This window comes from Streptomyces similanensis, assembly GCF_039543625.1.
GTDB classification, from domain to species: Bacteria; Actinomycetota; Actinomycetes; order Streptomycetales; family Streptomycetaceae; genus Streptomyces; species Streptomyces similanensis.
Genome location: NZ_BAABKC010000026.1, coordinates 62,532 through 82,111, shown reverse-complemented (window position 1 = coordinate 82,111; position 19,580 = coordinate 62,532). Strand labels below are relative to the sequence as shown.

Annotated in this window: 14 protein-coding genes; 10 read left to right on the top strand and 4 right to left on the bottom strand. The window is 72.0% G+C overall.

The genetic code is table 11. From position 1 onward, the window contains the following. Positions 1-87: 87 nt before the first annotated feature. Positions 88-1,569, top strand: a complete 1,482-nt coding sequence (locus ABEB07_RS09705; RefSeq protein WP_345667883.1) for a DUF1996 domain-containing protein — start codon at positions 88-90, stop codon at positions 1,567-1,569. A 76-nt stretch (positions 1,570-1,645) separates the two neighbouring features. Here the strand turns inward: ABEB07_RS09705 and ABEB07_RS09700 are convergent, their stop codons facing one another. Beyond that, positions 1,646-2,050: a hypothetical protein gene (locus ABEB07_RS09700; RefSeq protein ID WP_176151918.1), complete on the bottom strand. Its 405-nt coding sequence runs from the start codon at positions 2,048-2,050 to the stop codon at positions 1,646-1,648. A 101-nt stretch (positions 2,051-2,151) separates the two neighbouring features. Here ABEB07_RS09700 and ABEB07_RS09695 point away from each other — a divergent pair, with 101 nt between their 5' ends. The 3 genes from ABEB07_RS09695 to ABEB07_RS09685 all read left to right on the top strand — a co-directional run bounded on the left by ABEB07_RS09695 (position 2,152) and on the right by ABEB07_RS09685 (position 5,393). Continuing rightward, positions 2,152-2,670: a tetratricopeptide repeat protein gene (locus ABEB07_RS09695; RefSeq protein ID WP_345667882.1), complete on the top strand. Its 519-nt coding sequence runs from the start codon at positions 2,152-2,154 to the stop codon at positions 2,668-2,670. Positions 2,671-2,720: 50 nt separating this feature from the next. After that, the gene (locus ABEB07_RS09690) at positions 2,721-4,637 is read left to right on the top strand and encodes a hypothetical protein (RefSeq protein ID WP_345667881.1); all 1,917 of its coding nucleotides are present in this window, start codon (positions 2,721-2,723) and stop codon (positions 4,635-4,637) included. A 66-nt stretch (positions 4,638-4,703) separates the two neighbouring features. Next, the gene (locus ABEB07_RS09685; RefSeq protein WP_176148691.1) at positions 4,704-5,393 is read left to right on the top strand and encodes a TetR/AcrR family transcriptional regulator; all 690 of its coding nucleotides are present in this window, start codon (positions 4,704-4,706) and stop codon (positions 5,391-5,393) included. Positions 5,394-5,425: 32 nt separating this feature from the next. Here the strand turns inward: ABEB07_RS09685 and ABEB07_RS09680 are convergent, their stop codons facing one another. Both ABEB07_RS09680 and pulA read right to left on the bottom strand, forming a co-directional pair. Further along, complete coding sequence (locus tag ABEB07_RS09680) at positions 5,426-5,785, bottom strand: 5-carboxymethyl-2-hydroxymuconate Delta-isomerase (protein WP_345667880.1); 360 nt, start codon at positions 5,783-5,785, stop codon at positions 5,426-5,428. A gap of 123 nt (positions 5,786-5,908) precedes the next feature. Continuing rightward, positions 5,909-11,428, bottom strand: a complete 5,520-nt coding sequence (gene pulA, locus ABEB07_RS09675) for a pullulanase-type alpha-1,6-glucosidase (RefSeq protein ID WP_345667879.1) — start codon at positions 11,426-11,428, stop codon at positions 5,909-5,911. Between the two features lie 599 nt (positions 11,429-12,027). On the opposite strand from pulA, the gene ABEB07_RS09670 reads away from it, so the two are divergent. The 5 genes from ABEB07_RS09670 (at position 12,028) to ABEB07_RS09650 (ending at position 18,201) form a co-directional block, all read left to right on the top strand. Further along, positions 12,028-13,317 carry an extracellular solute-binding protein gene (locus ABEB07_RS09670; RefSeq protein ID WP_345667878.1) on the top strand — a complete coding sequence of 430 codons (1,290 nt, stop codon included), beginning with the start codon at positions 12,028-12,030 and terminating at the stop codon, positions 13,315-13,317. A gap of 161 nt (positions 13,318-13,478) precedes the next feature. Beyond that, entirely contained in the window at positions 13,479-14,477 is a 999-nt protein-coding gene (locus ABEB07_RS09665) for a carbohydrate ABC transporter permease (protein ID WP_203634848.1), read from the top strand. 13 nt (positions 14,478-14,490) lie between these two features. Further along, positions 14,491-15,408, top strand: a complete 918-nt coding sequence (locus ABEB07_RS09660) for a sugar ABC transporter permease (RefSeq protein ID WP_345667877.1) — start codon at positions 14,491-14,493, stop codon at positions 15,406-15,408. Positions 15,409-15,488: 80 nt separating this feature from the next. Next, positions 15,489-17,138 carry a glycoside hydrolase family 13 protein gene (locus tag ABEB07_RS09655; RefSeq protein ID WP_345667876.1) on the top strand — a complete coding sequence of 550 codons (1,650 nt, stop codon included), beginning with the start codon at positions 15,489-15,491 and terminating at the stop codon, positions 17,136-17,138. A gap of 25 nt (positions 17,139-17,163) precedes the next feature. Next, a complete protein-coding gene (locus ABEB07_RS09650; protein WP_345667875.1) occupies positions 17,164-18,201 on the top strand; it encodes a LacI family DNA-binding transcriptional regulator in 1,038 nt (345 codons plus the stop codon). Here the strand turns inward: ABEB07_RS09650 and ABEB07_RS09645 are convergent. Then, the gene (locus ABEB07_RS09645) at positions 18,198-18,584 is read right to left on the bottom strand and encodes a hypothetical protein (protein WP_345667874.1); all 387 of its coding nucleotides are present in this window, start codon (positions 18,582-18,584) and stop codon (positions 18,198-18,200) included. The genes ABEB07_RS09650 and ABEB07_RS09645 overlap by 4 nt on opposite strands. A 161-nt stretch (positions 18,585-18,745) precedes the next feature. Here ABEB07_RS09645 and ABEB07_RS09640 point away from each other — a divergent pair, with 161 nt between their 5' ends. Continuing rightward, positions 18,746-19,558 (top strand): phosphatase PAP2 family protein, encoded by an 813-nt coding sequence (locus tag ABEB07_RS09640; protein ID WP_345667873.1) that lies wholly within the window; start codon positions 18,746-18,748, stop codon positions 19,556-19,558. Positions 19,559-19,580: the final 22 nt, after the last annotated feature.

The following is a 19,580-nucleotide window of genomic DNA, read 5'->3' as shown; positions in this document are numbered from 1 at the left end:
TCTGCGGCGGCGCCCGTATGGAAGGGGGCCGCTTCACTCCTGTCGGGCGCCTCGATGCTGCCCCGCCAAGGAAGTCAGAGGAGTTCCATGGGACGCAACACACGAAAACGCCGTACGTCGCCGGCCACCAAGGCCATCGCCGCAGCGGCGGCCCTAGCGCTCGGCGGGGGCGGGCTGATCTGGGCGAACTTCTACGCATCCGCCCACGAGTCGCACAACGACGCGTGGGGGAACCGGACCAAGGCGGCCGGCGCGCAGGTGGCGACGATCTCCTGCCCGGACGTCGGCCAGAAGCTCACCGACGTGCCCGGCCGGGCCCGCACCGAGGTGGACGGCGAACTGGCCAGTCTGGACCGCCAGATCACCGATGCCTACCAGCGCCTGGCGACCACGCGGGACGCCCAGGCCCAGGACGCGAGCTTCGTCCAGAACGGCATCCTGGGCCCGCTCAAGGACCGGCGGAAGGTGATCTTCGACCGGATCCGGCTGGAGATCGACCGGGCCGGCGGCACCGCACCCGGCGACCTCGACGACCTGACGGCGTGCACCGGCTCCCCGGCCGCCGGCGACCGGACGAACGCCGGCGGCGGCCAGGGCGGCGACGGCCAGCAGCAGGGCAACGGCGGTCAGCAGCAGGGCTCCGGCGGCCAGGCCGGCAACGGCCCCTCCGCGGCCGACTTCGTCGACATCACCAAGGTCCAGCCCAACGTCCCGGCCAAGCCGCGCCGGACGCGCGACGCGTCCACCGGCGCCTTCACCACCCGCTGCGGGGTGAACGCCAACGCCAACCACAACACCGACAACGTGATCGTGGCCCCCGGCGTGACCAACGGCGCCCACCACCTGCACGACTACGTCGGCAACCAGAAGGTGAACGCGTTCTCCTCGAACGACACCTTCCTCCAGGGCGGCACGAGCTGCCAGAACAAGAACGACCTGTCGGCGTACTACTGGCCGGTGGTGCGGGTGCAGGACGGCACGCGGGACTTCGACCAGAACGCGGACGGCGGCGGCAAGGAGGGCAACGTCGGCCGGATCCTGGTCGCCAAGCAGGCGCAGATCAAGTACGTCGGCAGCGCGACGAGCAAGGTGGTGGCGATGCCGCAGTTCCTGCGCGTCATCACCGGCGACGCCAAGGCCTTCACCAACGGCACGGCCAACGCCAACGCGCACTGGAGCTGCACCGGCTTCGAGAACAAGGTGCAGCTGACCGACAAGTACCCGATCTGCCCGCGCGGCAGCGACGTGGTGCGCAGCTTCGCCTTCCAGAGCTGCTGGGACGGCCAGAACACCGACAGCGCCAACCACCGCACCCACGTCGCCTTCGCGGACGCCTCGGGCCGCTGCCAGAACGGCTTCAAGGCGATCCCGCAGCTGACGATGCGGCTGGTCTACGGCGTGCCGCGGCCGGTGGTGCGAAACGGCCAGGTGAAGAACGCCTACGCCGTCGACGGCTTCCCCGAGCAGTTGCACAAGGCGATCACCGACCACGACGACTTCATCGCCGTGACCAGGGGCGGCCTGGCGAACAAGATCGCCGGCTGCCTCAACTCCGGGCGGATGTGCTAGCCGCGTCCGGCTGAGACGGAGACGGAACGGGCCGGTGGCGGGAGGACCCGCCACCGGCCTCGCGCGTGCGGTGCCGTCAGCCGGTGTGCGCGTGGTGGTCGGCGCCGGCCTCCACGTCGCCGCCGAGGGTGCCGCGCAGCGCGTGGACCACGCCGTCGTCGCCCACCGCGACCCACTTGCGGCCCACCAGGTAGAAGCCGCCGTAGTCCTTGGCCTCGTCGATCCACTCGCGCTGGCCGCGGTCGGTGGAGAAGGTGGCGAGGACGAACTTCCCGCTCGCGCCCGCGCAGATGGCCTGGCGGATGGTGTCGGCGTCGGTCTGGATGTCGGGCGCGCACTTCACCTCGGCGGCCAGGCTCTCCAGGCTGCCGGTCGCCGTCGGCGGCGTCTTCGCCGCCGCGGCGCCGCCGGAGCCGCAGCCCGCCAGCGCCAGCAGCGCCGCCGCACCGGCCACCGCCGGCATCGGCCGTGTCACCCTCATCCGGCTCATCTGGTTCCTCCGCTCAACGCATGACGTCAGTCGTCGCCCTCCATACGGACGTACCGGGCGCGGCGCTCAAACCATGGGCTTCACCGGCACACTTGTGCGAAGGTGGGCCGGTGAACCAGGACTGGGAAGACCGCGTGGCCGCCGCCTGGGCCCGCATCGACGAGTACTCCGAGGACAGCGCCGCCGAGTTCCGGGCGGTGATCGACGCGCTCACCGCCGAGTTGCCGCCCGGCAGCCCCGTGGCCCTGTTCGAACAGGGCTGCGCCTGGGACTCCACCGGCCACTCGGACCGTGCCGTGCCGCTCTACCGCGCCGCGCTGGACGCCGGACTGGACGGCTACCGGGGCCGCCGGGCGAAGATCCAGCTCTCCAGCTCGCTGCGCAACACCGGCCGGCCGGCCGAGGGCGTCAAGCTGCTCACCCCCGAACTGCTCGCCCCGTCCGACGAGTTGGACGACGCGGTCCGCGCCTTCCTGGCCCTGTGCCTGGCCGACCTCGGCCGCGAACGCGAGGCCCTGTCCCTCACCCTCGGCGCCCTCGCCCCCCATCTGCCCCGCTACCAGCGCTCCACCGCGAACTACGCCCGCCTCCTGGTGGAGCCGGAAGGCTGACGGGGCCGCTCGCGCGGTGACCAACCGCCGATTCGCTCGTTCTGCTGAACGTGCAGTCACAGGATGTCGCCCCGCGCCCCCCGTCCGCCTCCGCGCCGGTGCTCGACGTCGGGCAGGCCGAGGCCGCGCTCGTCGAGCACTACCCGCGGCTCGTCCGGCTCGCCTACCTGCTGCTGCCGCCGGCCCTCGGCCGCGGCCGCCGGGTGCTCACCGCGCACTCCCTGGTCCAGCGCGCGCTGCCCAGGGGCCGCACCCCGGCGACCGTGCCGCCGGACGGCACGGCGGGCCCCGGCGCCGACCCGGCCTACGCCTTCCTCCGCCACCAGGTGCTCCGCACGGCGCTGGCGACCGACCCGCCCCGCCGCCGCGGCCGGCGCGCCCGGCGCGCCGGACTGCCGCCGCTGCTGCCCCAGGTGTGGGGCCTGAGGCTGTTCCCGCGCTCCGGCGGCGCCGACGAACTCGCCCTGGACCAGCAGCTCGCCGCGCTGACCGGCCCGGCCCGCGCCGCCTACGTCCTGCGCGGCCTCGAACGGCTCCCCGAGGACACGGTGCGGCGCGTGCTGTCGGCGGCGGGCGTCGCCGACCCCGGGACCGCGGTGCGCCAGGCCGAGCGCGTCCCGGACCGTGCCGCGCTGCTCGCCTCCCCCGAGTTCGACCCCTGCTCGCTCCAGGCCCGCCCCACCGACCTGCTGCGGCGCAGGCAGCGCGGCAAGGCGGTGCTGGCCGCCGCCGCGGCCGTCGCCGTGTGCGGCACGCTGGCCGCGCTGCCCGACGGCGGCTGGGGCCGGGACGGCGCCGCCGCCCCCGTCTACGCGCGCAACGCCTCCGCCGAGGCCGCCCTCGACCCGGCGAAGCTGACCCGCGTCTCCCCCACCGCTTGGCGCACCTCGGCGCGGCTGGACTTCGCCGCGTGGCCCGCGCGCGGTGACCGCACCGGCGACACCGCCCTGCTGCGCCGCGCCCTCGCCGTCTGGGCCCGCCCCGGCGCCTCCGTCCGGCTCTCGGCCACCCCCGGCACCGCCACCGGCGGCCCCGCCGGACCGCCGCAGCTGCTGTACGCGGGTGACGTGGACGGCGCCCGTGTGGTGCTCCTGTACGACGGGCTGCGCCTGGCCCGCTACGCCGAGCCGAAGGGCTCCGCGTCCGCCGCCGCGCTGGACCTGGCCCGGGTGGACGGCGCGACGGGCGCGGAGGCGGCCGCGGCGGTGCTGAACCGCGCCGACGGCAACGTCCGCTATCTGACCGCCCCCTGGGTGAAGGCGGCCGCGCGGCAGGACCTGCGGACCGCGGACTCCGCGCCGTCGGCGCTCGCCGTCCGGGACGGCGTCACCGCCCCGCTGGCCGGTCCGGCCGTCCGCGCGGGCGCCTGCACCTCGTGGCACGCGCTGCGCCTGACCGGCGACTTCGGCGCTTATGTCCTCGGCGACCTGGGCGAGTTGACGCCCGCCCGCCTCACCACCGGCCGCCCGACCGCGCCGCGCGACGCGTCCGGCGAGGCGGCGGGGCGCACCTGGGCGCCGTTCGCCTGCTCGCTGTCGGTGCTGCGGTCGCAGGGCGTGCGGTCGGTCAACGCCTGGCAGTACGCCGAGCAGGAGCTGCCCGAGGAGAGCGGCACGGCCGCGTGGGTGTGCACCCGCGCCGACACCTGGCGCGGCACCGGCGCCCAGGTGCTGGCCCAACTCCGCCTCCCCGGCGTGCGCTCCGGGGCGGCGGTGGCCCGGTCCACCGACGTGACCGCGTGCGGCGCGCGCGAACCGCAGGTACTGGCCGGGGCGTTGTGGAAGTCGGAGTCCGGCTCCTGGTACCTGCTGGCCGCGGGCGGCTCGCACACCGAGTCGATCACCGCCTCCCACGGCGTCGCCGCGACCGCCCGGGGCAATGTGCTCGCCGTACCGGCGAAGAAGGGCCTGCGGCCGGAGCTGACGGGCACGCTGGACGACGGCCGCACCGTCGGCATGCTGCGCTAGCCCGCCCGCCGGCCAGGTCCCCGACCGGGCGGTCCCGGCCGGGGACCTGGTCGGTAGGGTGTCGGCATGACTACCGGGGTCCGTCGCAGAATGGGAGTCGAGGAACGGCGGCAGCAGTTGATCGGCGTCGCCCTCGAACTGTTCAGCCGCCGCTCGCCCGACGATGTGTCCATCGACGAGATAGCGTCGGCGGCCGGTATCTCGCGCCCGCTGGTCTACCACTACTTCCCCGGCAAACTCAGCCTGTACGAGGCCGCGTTGAAGCGTGCCGCGGAGGATCTGGCCGGCCGGTTCGTGGAACCCCGCGAAGGGCCGCTGGGGGCGCGGCTGCTGCGGGTGATGCGCCGCTTCTTCGACTTCGTGGACGAGCACGGCCCCGGTTTCTCGGCCCTGATGCGCGGCGGCCCGGCGGTCGGCTCGACCACCGCCAACGCGCTCGTCGACTCGGTACGGCAGGCCGCCTACGAGCAGATCCTCGCCCATCTCCAGGTCGCCGAGCCGCCCGCGCGCCTTGAGCTGGTCGTCCGGTCGTGGATCTCGCTGGCGGAGTCGACGGCGCTGATCTGGCTGGACGGCCGGCGCATCCCGCGGGCCGATCTGGAGGTCCAGCTGGTGCACGACTTCGCGGCGCTGGCCGCCGTCGGCGCCTGTCACGACGCCGAACTGGCCGCGCTGCTGCGCGAGGTGCTCAAGGGCGAGCCTGGCCAGGGCCCGTTCGGCGACCTGGCCACCCGGCTCGTCGTCCTGGCGTCCTGACGTCCTGACGTCCTGAGACCGCCCGGCCCGCCTTACTCGCCGTCGAACTTCCGGTAGGACGCGTCGAGGTCTTCGACCTCGGCCGACGCGTGCAGCGTCACGCCCTCGCGGGGCTTGAGGTGCCGGCGGAGCAGTTCGAGCGCGGCCTCGGCGAGGGTCGCCTTGGCCTCCTCGGTGCGTCCGGCCAGCAGCCCGACCCGCACGTGGACGATGGCGTGGCCGTCGCCGTCGGGGCCGACCACGGTGTCCTCGGCGGGACGGAACAGCGTCTTGCAGGCCGGCTGCCGGGCGCCGGCGATCTCCACGGTGGCCTCGTGCAGCGCCCGCGCGAAGCCGGGCCGGTCGAAGCCGTCCGCCAGCTCGGCCGAGTAGTCGACGGTGATCTGCGGCATGGGGGCTCCACTCCTCGGGGTGCCACGGCGTCGGGTTCCACCGTGTCGGCCTCACCCTAGTTCGCGGCCGGGAAAGGGGGCGGACCGTCTCACGGCCCGCCCCCCGATGTGCCTCTCCCGCGCTCACGCGCCCCGGGTGAACACCGCCACCGTGCGGGCCGGAACGGTGAACGTCCCGGTCGCCGCCGCGTAGGAGGAGGTCTTCACCACCGGGTCCGCGCCGGCGGCCTGCACCGGGTGCAGCCGGTAGCCGGTGCCGGCCAGCGCCGTCACGCGCTGCCGCTGCTGCTCGGGCGTCGCGTTGAACACCACGACCAGGTCGCCCAGCCGCATGGTGATCACCCCGGGTGTCTCGTCCGCGCCGGACAGCGGGAAGGACAGCTTCGACTGCACCTGCGCGGCCGTGGCCAGGGAGAACGCCCCTTCCGTGGTGCGGATGCGCAGCAGGTCGCGGTAGGCGGCCGAGGCGCCCTGGATCTGGGGGCAGCCCACCGTGACGGAGGTCAGCAGCGGCTTGGCGTAGGGCCACTTGTCCTGGTTGTCGGCGGCCATGGGCAGGCCGCGGCCGAAGCCGTTGCCGTCGGCGCAGTTCCAGTGGACGGCGTTGAACCAGTCGCCGCTGTCGAAGGAGTTGCGGTCCAGCGACTTGGAGCGCAGCAGGTCGGTGCCGGCCTGGGAGAGCGCCGGTCCCTGGGAGAGCGCGGCCGTCGCCATCGCCAGGACCTGCATGCGGGCCCGGTCGGCGGCGGAGGTCGCGGCGGGCAGCTTGTAGGTGAGCGCGTCGAACAGGGACTCGTTGTCGTGGGCGTCGACGTAGGCGAGGGCGTCGCCGGGGGCGTCGGCGTATCCGGCGGGCGCGCCGTTGTAGTCGATCCCGGCGCCGGTGACCTCCTTGCCGTCGGTGTCGGTGAAGCGGTAGGCGGCGAGGTTGCCGCTCAGGCCGACCTTGATCAGGTTCTGGTAGTGCAGCAGCCGGGCCTTCTGCTCGGCCTCGGTGCCGTTGGCGGTGGAGGAGTTGGGGTCGGTGTAGAGGCCGGAGGCGAAGCCCTGGACGCCGGGGTCGGCGTCGAAGGGGCTGCCGCCGCGCACCGCGTCGCGGGCCCGGTCGGAGAAGGTGGCGATGCCGGTGCCGGCCATGTTCTTCTGGGTGGCCTGGACGAAGCGGGCGTCGTCGGCGACCTCGCCGAAGTTCCAGCCCTCGCCGTACAGGATGATCTTCTTGCCGTCGACGCCGTCCTTGGCGGGGGTGAGCGCGTCGAGGGCCTTGCGGACGGCGAGGATGTTGGCCTTGGGGTGGTGGCCCATGAGGTCGAAGCGGAAGCCGTCGACCTTGTACTCCTTGGCCCAGGTGACGATCGAGTCCACGACGAGCTTGCCCATCATGGTGTTCTCGGTCGCGGTGTTGGCGCAGCAGGTGCTGTTCGCGACCGAGCCGTCGGCCAGCAGCCGCTGGTAGTAGCCGGGGACGACCTTGTCGAGCACGGAGGTGTCGGCCTGGCCGCTGGCGGCGGTGTGGTTGTAGACCACGTCCATGACGACGCGCAGGCCGTCCTGGTTGAGGGCCTGGACCATCCGCCGGAACTGCACGGTGCGGGCGGCGCCGTCCGGGTCGGTGGCGTAGGAGCCCTCGGGGACCGTGTAGTGGTAGGGGTCGTAGCCCCAGTTGTAGGCGTCCTTGGCGGCGGTCTCGGCGACGCAGGACTGCTGCCGGTCGGAGTCGGCGGGGAGGGCGGCGAGGTCGCAGCCGGGGGTGGCCTGGTCGGCCTTCTTCTCGGGGATGGTGGCGATGTCGAAGGCCGGCAGCAGGTGGACGTAGGAGGTGCCCGCCCGGGCCAGTTCGCGCAGGTGCTTGCTGCCGTCGGCGTTCGTGTCGGTGAAGGCGAGGTAGGTGCCCCGGTCCGCGGCCGGGACGGTGGGGTCGGCGACGGAGAAGTCGCGGATGTGCAGTTCCTGGATCTGCGCGTCGCGCAGCGGTACGGCCTTGGGCTTGGCGAGGTGCGACCAGCCGCTGGGGGCGAGCGCCTTGTCGTCCAGGTCGGTGACGAGGCTGCGCTCGCTGTTCGCGGTGAGGGCGAGCGAGTAGGGGTCGGTGACCTTGTTGACGACGATCCGGCGCACGGAGGGCGCCCACACGGTGACGACGTACCGGTAGGGCTTGTTCTTCCAGGAGGCGGGGCCGGTGACGGACCAGACGCCGGTGGTGTCGTCGCGGCGCATGGCGACGGCCCTGCCGTCCAGTTCCAGGGCCACGTTCCGCGCGGTCGGCGCCCACACGCTCAGGGTGGGCCGGCCCTGATGGAAGACCGGGCCGAGGTGCGCCTCGGCGGCGGCGCCGTAGACGTCGTCGAGGACGCCGGCGAGCTGGACGCCGGTGGCCGTGAGCACGGCCCCGTCGGCGGTGCGCTGGGAGGCGACGACCTGGCCGCGCAGGGCCTCGGTGACGCGGCCCCGGTCGCGCGGGTCGACGGAGTAGGCGGTGTAGTCCTTCAGGTGCGGGAACTTCGCCTTCTGGGCGTCGGTGAGGGTGGTCTTCGCCAGCCGCAGCCAGCGTTCGTCGTCGCTGGTCAGCGCCCCGTCCTTGACGGTGAGCGAGCCGTCGCCGGAGTACAGGAGCTGGGTGGAGGCGGCGGCGGCCGAGCCGTTGAGGGCGACCGTGTCGCGGTCGATCCAGACCGCCTTGGAGGTGGTGAGGTCCAGGGCGGCGGCGCTGCCCTCGGGCTGCGGCAGCAGGGGCTGCTCCTGCCCGCTCACGAGCCACACCTCGTGGCCGTTCGCGGCCTTGAGGTCGAGGGACCGGTCGCTGGGCGAGTCCTTCTCGTCTCCCTTGTGGAGGATGTAGCTGAGGGAGACGGCACCGTCGGTGAGCGGTACCTCGAAGACCGCGCCATAGGAGTCAGTCTTCACCGGCATGAGGGGTTTCGCCCAGTCGGTGGGTTCGGCCGCGCCCGTCCACACGTGCAGTCCCCAGCCGGCGTAGTCGCCGTCGGCGCGGTGGTAGTGGAGGACCGCCTTGGTGGTGTCCTCGGCGGGATAGCCGGCGGGCCGGGTGGTGCGTACGGCGTCCTCGCCCTGCTCGATCCACACCTCGCCGGTCTTGGTGACGTCGATGGACCGGTCGGCGGAGACGTCCTTGTTCCCGTCCTTGTCGATGACGAGGAAGCTGACGTTCGAGGCGCCGGGCTTCAGCTTCACGTAGGCGAAGGCGCCGTAGGCGTCCCGGCCGGTGAAGGGGTGGGCGGCGGGCCAGGTGGTGGTCTCCCCGTCGGCGAGGTCGCCCCAGGCGTACAGGCCCCAGTCGTCGTAGTCGCCGTCGGTGCGCTTGTAGTGGACGATCGCGTGGTCGCGGGAGGCGGCGGTGGGGACCTCGGGGGCCGGCGGGGCGCCGGTGGTGGAGCCGGCGGTGGCGCTCGCGGTGTGCCCGGCCGAGTCGACGACGACCGCCTTGTAGCGCAGCGCGGTGCCGGCCGGCACGGTCGGGGCGAGGGTCTGGGTGACCTTGTAGGGGGCGTGGTCGGCGGAGCCGAGGACCGTCCAGGGGCCGTCGCCGACCTGGGCGGCGAAGACGACCCGGTCGAGCTGTCCGCCGCGCACGTCGGCGCTCGGCTCGACGGTGCCGGTGGCGCCCGCGGCGGGCGCGGTCAGGGTGAGGGACGGCCTGGCGGCCGGGGCGTCGAGGCGGCCGGTCGCCTTCAGTACGACGGCGGCGCCGGCCGGGACGGTGACGGTGACCTGGCGGTCGGCGTCCGAGGTGACGGTGTCCTTGGTGCCGTAGACGCCGCGGTAGGTCATCCGGGCGGAGCCGGTGGCGAAGGCAGCGGTCTTCGCCTGGCCGGCGTTGTTGACGGCGACGACGTACTCGGCGCCGCTGCGGGCGTCGGTGCGGGTGAAGGCGTAGACGCCGGGGCCGTCGGCGGCGTAGCGCTCGCTCTGGACCCCGTCGGTGAGGGCCGGGTTGTCCTTGCGGAGCTCGGCCAGCTCGGCGATCTGGCGGTACAGCGGCGCCCTGGTGTCGTAGCTGTCGCTGGCGTGGGTGCGGTCGGTGCCGATCTCGTCGTCGGCGAGGTAGTCGGCGACCTTCGAGGCGAACATGGTCTGGCGGGCGTCCTTGTCGCCGCCGGCGCCGGTGAAGCCCTGTTCGTCGCCGTAGTAGACGACGGGGTTGCCGCGGCTGAGGAACATCAGCTCGTTGGCGAGCTTGTCCTTGGCGAGGAGCTGGGCGTCGGTGGCCTTCGGGTCGTCCTGCTTGAGGAAGTACCCGATGCGGCCCATGTCGTGGTTGCCGAGGAAGGTGACCTGCTCGTAGGCGTTGGCCTTGTCGGTCGTGTACTTGTAGTCGTCGCCGAAGACGCTCGCGAGCTTCCTGGCGCTGCCGCCCTGGGAGACGTAGGCGCGGGCCGCGTCCTGGAAGGGGAAGTCGAGCGTGGCGTCCAGGCGGCCCTGGGTGACGTAGGGGGCGGTGACGGAGGTGTCGGCGGAGTAGACCTCGCCGAACATGAAGAAGTTCTCGCGGCCGCGGGCGGCGGCGTAGGCGTCGAGCGCGGTCGCCCACTGCGTCCAGAACGCGGTGTCCACGTGCTTGACGGTGTCGACGCGGAAGCCGTCGACGCCGAAGTCCCTCACCCAGCGCTCGTAGATCTTCTCCATGCCGCTGACGACCTCGGGACGCTCGGTCCACAGGTCGTCCAGGCCGGAGAAGTCGCCGTAGGTGGCGTTCTCGCCGCTGTAGGTGGAGTCGCCCCGGTTGTGGTACATCGTCGGGTCGTTGAGCCAGGCCGGGACCTTGGCGTTCTTCTTCGCGGCCGGAACGGTCGGCGTGTAGGGGAAGGAGGAGGCGCCGACGGCGGGGAACTTCTTGCCGCCGGCCGCGTAGTCGGCGTCGTCGAAGGGCCGGCCGTCCTCGGTGAGATACGGGAAGGCGCCCTTGGACAGGTAGTCGTGGGACTGCCCCTGGTAGTCGACGACGTCGGCGGTGTGGTTGGTGATGACGTCGAAGAAGACCTTCATGCCCTTGGCGTGCGCCTTGGCGATCAGCCGCGTCAGGTCCGCGTTGGTGCCGAAGTGCGGGTCGACCTGGGTGAAGTCGGTGATCCAGTACCCGTGGTAGCCGGCGGAGGCGTCCTTGCCGCTGCCCTGCACGGGCTGGTTCTTGAAGATCGGCGCCAGCCAGATGGCGGTAGTGCCCAGGCCCTTGATGTAGTCGAGCCGGTCGGTCAGGCCCTTGAGGTCGCCGCCCTGGTAGAAGCCCTTGTCGGTGGGGTCGTAGCCGGTGGCGAGGCGGGAGCCGGTCAGTCCGCCCCGGTCGTTGGCCTTGTTCCCGTTGGCGAAGCGGTCCGGCATGACGAAGTAGAACTGCTCGCGGGTGTCGTCGTGCCGGGCGGGCTGCGCGGCGAGCTTCGCGTCCGACGGGGGCGCGGGCGGGGTGGCCGCCCTGGCGGCCACCGGCTGGAGGAGGGCGGCGGCGAGCGCGGCGGCGGCGACGGCCGCGACCCGCGCCGGGTGCCGGCCCTGCCCGCCTTGCCGGCCCTGCCCGCCTTGCCGGCCCTGCCCGCCTTGCCGGCCCTGCCGACCCTGCTGGCCTTGCCGGCCCGGTGCGTCCTGGGTGTTGCGGCGCCTTCGGGGCGGCGCCGGCCATCTCGGTATCACAGGCGAGAACTCCTTGCGACTACGGCTCGATCGGGTCCGTGCCCGCGCCGCGGCCGACGGGGCCTGCGGCTTCGCTGCCGGACGCCGGGCGCGACCGTATCGCCGCCGAAACACTTGCGGCAAGAGCCTTGCAAACCACGGCAAGAATTTTCACGAACGACCACCGGAGGGTCCGCACGCCCACTCAAGTCCCCCCGCGCGCCCGGCGATCGGGCCCCGCCACGCCCACGGCCGCGGCGCCGCCCACCCGGCCGGAACGCCCGCGCGCACCCCTTCGGCGCACGAGATCGCCGCCGACCGGTTGCCTCCCCCGCCAAATCGGCTACCTTCCTTACCGCGCGGTCGCCGCGCACCGCGCGCGGACGGCCCGTACGGGGCCCGCCGGACCGGGCGGACGTCCATCGGCGGGCAGGCCAGGACACCTGCCGGTAACGGAAACGTCACGTCTGCGGGATCTCGCGGAAATTTTCTTGCAACGTCTTTCGCAAGGGATTGCAGCCTTGCTACGTTCCTCCCGCGCCCGGCGGCCGTCGATAGGGACAGACGGCACCCGCGGTCCTCCCAAGGGATGATCCGGGCACCCTCATCTAGGAGTTCATATGCGACGTGGCATATCGATCGCCGCCGCGGTCACCGTGGTCGCCCTCACCGCCTCGGCCTGTGGTGGCTCGGACGACGACTCGTCCAGCAAGCCGAAGGACCCCAAGGACGTCTCCGGGACGATCACCTACTGGGACACCTCCGACGCGGCGACCGAAGCCCCGACGTACAAGGCCCTGGTCAAGCAGTTCGAGGCCAAGTACCCCAAGATCAAGGTGAACTTCCAGAGCATCCCGTTCACCGACGTCGAGCAGAAGTTCAAGTCCGCCGCCAAGAGCGGCAAGGGCGCCCCCGACGTCGTGCGCACGGACGTGGGCCTGATGGCCGAGTACGCCTCGCTGGGCTACATCGCCCCGCTGGACGGCACCGCGGCCCTGAAGGACACCTCGGACTTCGCCGCCACGCCGCTGAACACCGCCAAGTACAACGGCAAGACCTACGGCGTCCCCTCGGTCACCGACACCCTCGGCCTCCTCTACAACAAGAAGCTGCTGAAGCAGGCCGGCATCGCCACCCCGCCGGCCACCTGGGACGAGTTCATCGCCGACGCCAAGACCATCAAGCAGAAGACCGGGGCGTACGGCACCTACGTCAACCCGGACTCCTACTTCCTGCTGCCGCTGCTCTACAGCAACGGCGCGGACATGGCCGACCCGTCCGCCAAGAAGATCACCATCAGCGACGCCGCCGCGGTCAAGGCCCTCACCACCGCGAAGCAGATCAACGACCAGGCGTCGATGAAGGTCGACTTCGCCAACGCGTACCAGAACATGCAGGCCGCCTTCAAGAACGGCAAGGTCGCCATGCTGATCCAGGGCCCGTGGTCGGTCTCCGACACCCTGTCCGGCTCGGCGTTCAAGAGCGACCAGGCCAACCTCGGCTACGCCCCCGTCCCGGCCGGCGCCGGCGGCAAGGCGCAGGCCCCGACCGGCGGCCACAACCTCGCCGTGTACCAGGGGTCGAGCAACCTGGACGCCAGCTACCTGTTCACGCAGTTCATGACGTCCACCGAGAGCCAGGTCGCCATCGCCAAGGGCACCGGCACCCTGCCGACCCGCCAGTCGGCGTACACCTCCGAGGTCACCTCGGACCCGAAGGTCGCCGGCTTCAAGGCGGTCCTGGACAAGACCGCCCGGCCGCGGGTCGCCCTGCCGCAGGTCGGCTCGCTGTTCACGCCGCTCCAGCAGAACTACGTGAAGATCCTCCAGGGCGACGAGTCGGTCGACAAGGGCCTCGACGCCACCGCCAAGGAGTTCCAGAAGCTCCTGCCCGGCTACTCCATCGGCTGACCGAACGGCCATGAGCCGTACCGCTCATGACGGGCCGTCATGAGCGGTACGGCGTGCGAAGGACACGCAGCCCCGGGGAAGGAGTTCCCCGCTGCCGCCCCGTCCGGGGCTCCCCGGGGCTGCGGAACCACCCGACTCCGTCCGCGAAAGAGCCGATGAGGATGACGACCGCAGCGAGCACCGGAAACACGAAGAAGACAGCGCGCGGCGACAGTTCCCCGCGCCCCGCACGCGTCTCGGCGCTCAGGCGGTCCTGGGACAAGTACTGGTACGCGTGGGCGATGGTGGCCCCGGTGGCCGTCGTCATCACGGTGCTGGTCCTGTATCCGCTGGGCTACGGCTTCTACCAGTCGCTGACCAACGCCAACGAGGCGAACGTCGCCACCACCATCGGCGCCTTCCACCGCCCGGCCACCTACGACTTCGTCGGCCTGGACAACTACTGGCACGTCCTGTCGGGCGCGGACGGCGACTTCTACCCGCGGCTGGTGTGGACGGTCCTGTGGACGGTGTCCTGCGTCGTGCTCCAGGTGGGTCTGGGCATGGCGCTGGCGGTGCTGCTCAACCGCGAGATGCGGCTGCGCGGCTTCTACCGGGCGATGCTGATCCTGCCCTGGGCGGTCCCGTCGTTCATCGGCGTCTTCGCCTGGCGGCTGATGCTCAACTCCCAGTACGGCGTCTTCAACGAGGTCATCACGGCCTTCGGCCTGCCCGCGCAGAACTGGCTCGGCACCCCGCTGGCCCAGAAGGTCGCCGTCGTCATGGTCAACGTCTGGATCGGCATCCCGTTCAACATGGTGGCCCTGCTCGGCGGACTCCAGTCCATCCCGAAGGAGCTGTACGAGGCGGCCGAGATGGACGGCGCCTCGCCCTGGCAGCGGTTCGTGAACGTGACGCTGCCCGGTCTGAAGCCGGTGTCGAACACCGTGATCCTGCTGGGCTGCATCTGGACGTTCAACATGTTCAACGTCATCTACCTGCTGCTGGGCAACAACACCACCGGCGACACCGACATCCTCGTCACCTTCGCCTTCCACAAGGCGTTCAACGGGATCTCGGACTACGCGGGAGCGGCCACCTACGGCATCATCATCCTCGCTCTCCTGCTGGCCTTCTCGACCTTCTACCGCCGCAACACCCTGAAGTCCGAGCAGGCGTAAGGAGCCCCTCGTCATGACCGCAGCAACGCACGAGCCGGGCGCCGTCCCGCCCGCCGCCCCCGCGCGCCCCCTGCCCGCCACCCCGCGCGGCCGCAAGGTGCGCGGCCGGCAGGAGCGCGCCCCGTGGGCCTCCGTCGCCCTGCACTGCACGCTGATCCTGGCCACCGTGATCGCGGCCTTCCCGGTGGTGTGGATCCTGTTCATCTCGCTGGGCCCGAAGAACGCCTGGCAGGAGCCGGGCCAGGTCCTCTCCCACCTGAGCCTGCACAACTACAGCGACGTCCTGGCCCACTCGGACCTCGCCCAGTGGTTCCTGAACACCGTCATCGTGGCGGGCGGCACCACCGCGCTCGGCGTCTTCCTCGCCTCGACCGCCGGATACGCGGTGTCGCGGATGAAGTTCCCCGGCAGCCGGCAGCTGATGTGGACGTTCCTGGTCACCCAGATGTTCCCCAGTATCGTACTGATCGTGCCGCTGTACCTGCTGATGTCCGAGTTGCACCTGCTCGACAACTACCTCGGGCTGATCCTCGCGTACGCGACCACGGCGGTGCCGTTCTGCGCCTGGATGATGAAGGGCTACTTCGACACCATCCCCAAGGAGATAGACGAGGCGGGCCGGGTGGACGGCCTGACCCCGATCGGCACGTTCTGGCGGCTGATCGTGCCACTGGCCAAGCCGGGCCTGGCGGTGACCGCGTTCTACAGCTTCCTCACCGCCTGGGGCGAGGTGGCCTACGCGACGCAGTTCATGCAGTCCGACCACTACACGCTCGCCGTCGGCATCCGCACCTTCGCGCAGGACCAGCGGCCCGACTGGGCCTGGACCTCCGCGACCGCCATCATCATCACCATCCCGGCGGCCCTCGTCTTCATGCTGGTGCAGCGCAGCCTGGTCTCCGGTCTGACCGCCGGCGGCACCAAGTCCTGACCGCCGCGCCGAGCGGCCGCCCGGCCCCGCCCCCCTCCGCAAGCGCCTCCGTCGTTCCCCCCGCACCCTTAAGGGAATCCATGACCCAGCACGTCACCGACACCGTTCCCACCGAAGCCGCTGCCGCCGCCTCCGGGCGCCGTGAGTGGTGGCGCGACGCGGTCATCTACCAGGTCTACCCGCGCAGTTTCGCCGACGGCGACGGCGACGGCATGGGCGACCTGCCCGGCATCCGCGCGCGGCTGCCGTACCTGCGCGAGCTCGGTGTCGACGCCGTCTGGCTCTCCCCCTTCTACGCCTCCCCGCAGGCCGACGCCGGCTACGACGTCACCGACTACCGGGCCGTCGACCCGATGTTCGGCACCCTGACCGACGCCGACGACCTGGTGCGCGACGCGCACGCGCTGGGCCTGAGGGTCATCGTGGACCTGGTGCCCAACCACTGCTCCGACCAGCACGAGTGGTTCAAGCAGGCGCTGCGCGAGGGCCCCGGCTCGCCGCTGCGCGAGCGCTTCCACTTCCGTCCCGGCAAGGGCGTGAGCGGTGAACTGCCGCCCAACGACTGGGAGTCCATCTTCGGCGGCCCGGCCTGGACCCGGGTGGCCGACGGCGAGTGGTACCTGCACCTGTTCGCGCCCGAGCAGCCCGACTTCAACTGGGACCACCCGGCCGTCCACGACGAGTTCCGCTCCATCCTGCGGTTCTGGCTGGACCTGGGCATCGACGGCTTCCGCATCGACGTGGCGCACGGCCTGGTCAAGGCGGCCGGCCTGCCCGACATCGGCCACGACGAGCAGGTCAAGCTGCTGGGCACGCAGGCGGTGCCGTACTTCGACCAGGACGGCGTGCACGAGATCTACCGCAGCTGGCGGCGGATCCTCGACGAGTACACCGGCGACCGGATCGCGGTGGCCGAGGCGTGGACGCCGACCGTCGAGCGCAGCGCCCTGTACCTGCGCCCCGACGAGCTGCACCAGGCGTTCAACTTCTCCTATCTGACCACCGGCTGGAACGCGCCCGACCTGCGCGAGGTGATCGACCGCTCGCTCCAGGCGATGAACGCGGTGCACGCGCCGGCCACCTGGGTGCTGTCCAACCACGACGTCGTACGGCACGCCACGCGCCTGGCGGAGGGCGACGAGGCGCGCGGCCGGCGCCGGGCCCGGGCGGCGACGCTGCTGATGCTGGCGCTGCCCGGCTCGGCCTACCTCTACCAGGGCGAGGAGCTGGGCCTGCCGGAGGTCGTGGACCTGCCCGACGAGGTGCGCCAGGACCCGGCGTTCTTCCGCACCTCCGGCCAGGACGGCACCCGCGACGGCTGCCGGGTGCCGCTGCCGTGGTCGGGCGAGGCCGCCCCGTTCGGCTTCGGACCCGTGGAGGGCGGCCCGAGCTGGCTGCCGCAGCCGGCCGACTGGAAGCACCTGACCGTCGAGGCGCAGGACGGCGACCCGAACTCCACGCTGGAGTTCTACCGCAGCGCGCTCGCCGTCCGCCGCGACCACCCGGCGCTCGGCGCCGGCCGCCAGATCACCTGGCTGGACAGCCCCGAGGGCGTGCTGGCCTTCCGCCGCGACACCGCCGAGGGCTCCTTCGTCTGCACGGTCAACCTGACCGCCGCCCCCGTCACGCTGGACACCCCCGGCACCCTCCTGCTGGCGAGCGCTCCCGTCGAGCCGGGCGCCACCGGCACCGACCTGCCCGGCGACTCCGCCGTCTGGTGGGCAGTCTGAGATGCACCCGGTACAGTCCACTCCTGTGACCACACGGCTTGCCGACATCGCTGCCCAGGCGGGGGTGAGCGAGGCGACCGTCAGCCGGGTCCTGAACGGGAAGCCGGGCGTCGCCGCCACCACCCGCCAGTCCGTACTGGCGGCCCTCGACGTCCTGGGCTACGAGCGTCCGGTACGGCTGCGGCAGCGCAGCGAGGGCCTGGTGGGCCTGATCACCCCGGAGCTGGAGAACCCGATCTTCCCGGCCCTCGCGCAGGTCATCGGCCAGGCACTCACCCGGCAGGGCTACACCCCGGTGCTCGCCACCCAGACCCCCGGCGGCTCCACGGAGGACGAGCTGACCGAGATGCTGGTGGACCGCGGCGTCGCGGGCATCATCTACGTCTCAGGGCTGCACGCGGACACCACCGCCGACATGGAGCGCTACGAGCGGCTGCGCGCCCAGGGCGTCCCCTACGTGCTGGTCGACGGCTTCTCCCCGAAGGTCCAGGCCCCCTTCATCTCCCCCGACGACCGCGCGGCCATGACCCTGGCCGTCACCCACCTGGTGTCCCTGGGCCACACCCGCATCGGCCTGGCCCTGGGCCCCAAGCGCTTCGTGCCGGTCCAGCGCAAGATAGAGGGCTTCGTCCGCGCGATGCAGGACCAGCTGGACCTGCCCCCCGACACCGTCGAGTCCGACTTCGTCCAGCACTCCCTCTACACCCTGGAGGGCGGCCAGGCGGCCGCGACCGCGCTGATAGACCGCGACTGCACGGCCGTGGTCTGCGCCAGCGACATGATGGCGCTCGGCGCGATACGCGCGGCCCGCCGGCGCGACCTGGAGGTCCCGCGCGACTTCTCCGTGGTCGGCTTCGACGACTCCCCGCTGATCGCCTTCACCGACCCGCCCCTGACCACCATCCGCAAGCCGGTGCCGGCGATGGGCCAGGCCGCGGTGCGCGCGCTCCTGGAGGAGATCGGCGGCACCCCGGCGCCGCACAGCGAGTTCGTCTTCATGCCGGAACTGGTGGTCCGCGGCTCCACCGCCTCGGCCCCGAGACGCCACCGCTCCGCGGACTAGGCCCCGTCCTCGCCGCGCGGCTCCGTACGGTGGTCGAAGTACGCCCACGCGAAGATCCCGAGCAGCGCCACGAGACCCACGACCGGATACCGCACCGCCGCGGGCGCGCTCCGGGTGAGGAACGCGGCGAGTCCGGTCACCAGCGCGCCGCACATCATCACCACCCGGCTGGTCAGACGTTGCCCCACATCGCTGCCACGTTCGGAGAACAGTCCGTCCACCGCCGCTTTCGCCGGACGCGCGGCGCCCCCGCGCCTCTTCGACCGGTACTCCAGCCCATAGCCGATGAGCAGATAGAGCGCGAGGACGACGCCGATCCACGCCCAGTCGGACGGCTCGTCCGCGCCGCCCCGCGCCAGTAAGACCTCCGGTCCCAGGCTCATCGACGACCCCCTTTCCTCATGGGGCCCGACTGCCCCGCCCGCGAGGCCGCATGTGACCGACTTCCGCCGCACCCTGGTCAGGGCCCCCAGGAAATGCGCCCCGCACCGGACCGGGGGATGATCGACGGAACACCGCCGCACTTCTGGCAGACTCTGTGCCCATGGGTGATACGTCCGGAACACGACCGGAAGGTTCCGAAAAGTCCCTTCCGCACCCACTCACGGGATCTTCCGCGCCACGCCGCCGCCCCCCGCTGTGGTTCGAGGTGCTGCTGATCGCGATCAGCTACTGGACGTACGCGCTGATCCGCAACGCGGTCCCGGAACAGCGGGCCGCGGCGCTGCGCAACGCGGACCGGATCTGGCAGACCGAGCACCGGCTCGGCATCGCCGCCGAGCACGCGATCAACCACGCCGCCGACTCGGCGACTTGGCTGATCGTCGGCATGAACTACTACTACGCGACCCTGCACTTCGCGGCCACGGTGGGCGTCCTGGTATGGCTGTACCGCAGCCACCCCGGCCGCTACGCGGCGGCCCGCCTGGCGCTCTTCGCCACCACGGCCGTAGCCCTCATCGGCTACTACCTCTACCCCCTGGCCCCGCCCCGCCTGATGCCGGCCGGCCACTTCGTCGACACGGTCCAGACCCACCACACCTGGGGCTCGATGGCCTCCGGCGACCTGAAACACATGTCGAACCCCTACGCCGCGATGCCGTCGATGCACATCGGCTGGTCCCTGTGGTGCGGCCTGACGGTGTTCACCCTGACGACGATCCCCTGGGCCCGCGTCCTGGCGGCCCTCTACCCCGCCGCCACCCTGATCGTGATCATCGCGACGGCCAACCACTTCTGGCTGGACGCGGTAGGCGGCGCAACCTGCCTGGCCTTCGGCCTCACGGTAGCGAGAACCTGCTACGGCGCCCTCCCCCACGCCCTCCCCCGCAGAGCATGGCACCCGGCGAGAGCGTAGCCCCGACGGCGGACACCGTATG

Coding starts and splice junctions, on each gene's coding strand:
- ABEB07_RS09685 (WP_176148691.1), top strand. CDS start 4,704: ATGACTACCGGGGTCCGTCGCAGAATGGGAGTCGAGGAACGGCGGCAG.
- ABEB07_RS09680 (WP_345667880.1), bottom strand. CDS start 5,785: ATGCCGCAGATCACCGTCGACTACTCGGCCGAGCTGGCGGACGGCTTC.
- ABEB07_RS09665 (WP_203634848.1), top strand. CDS start 13,479: ATGACGACCGCAGCGAGCACCGGAAACACGAAGAAGACAGCGCGCGGC.
- ABEB07_RS09645 (WP_345667874.1), bottom strand. CDS start 18,584: ATGAGCCTGGGACCGGAGGTCTTACTGGCGCGGGGCGGCGCGGACGAG.
- ABEB07_RS09670 (WP_345667878.1), top strand. CDS start 12,028: ATGCGACGTGGCATATCGATCGCCGCCGCGGTCACCGTGGTCGCCCTC.
- ABEB07_RS09640 (WP_345667873.1), top strand. CDS start 18,746: ATGGGTGATACGTCCGGAACACGACCGGAAGGTTCCGAAAAGTCCCTT.
- ABEB07_RS09655 (WP_345667876.1), top strand. CDS start 15,489: ATGACCCAGCACGTCACCGACACCGTTCCCACCGAAGCCGCTGCCGCC.
- ABEB07_RS09705 (WP_345667883.1), top strand. CDS start 88: ATGGGACGCAACACACGAAAACGCCGTACGTCGCCGGCCACCAAGGCC.
- ABEB07_RS09660 (WP_345667877.1), top strand. CDS start 14,491: ATGACCGCAGCAACGCACGAGCCGGGCGCCGTCCCGCCCGCCGCCCCC.
- ABEB07_RS09700 (WP_176151918.1), bottom strand. CDS start 2,050: ATGAGGGTGACACGGCCGATGCCGGCGGTGGCCGGTGCGGCGGCGCTG.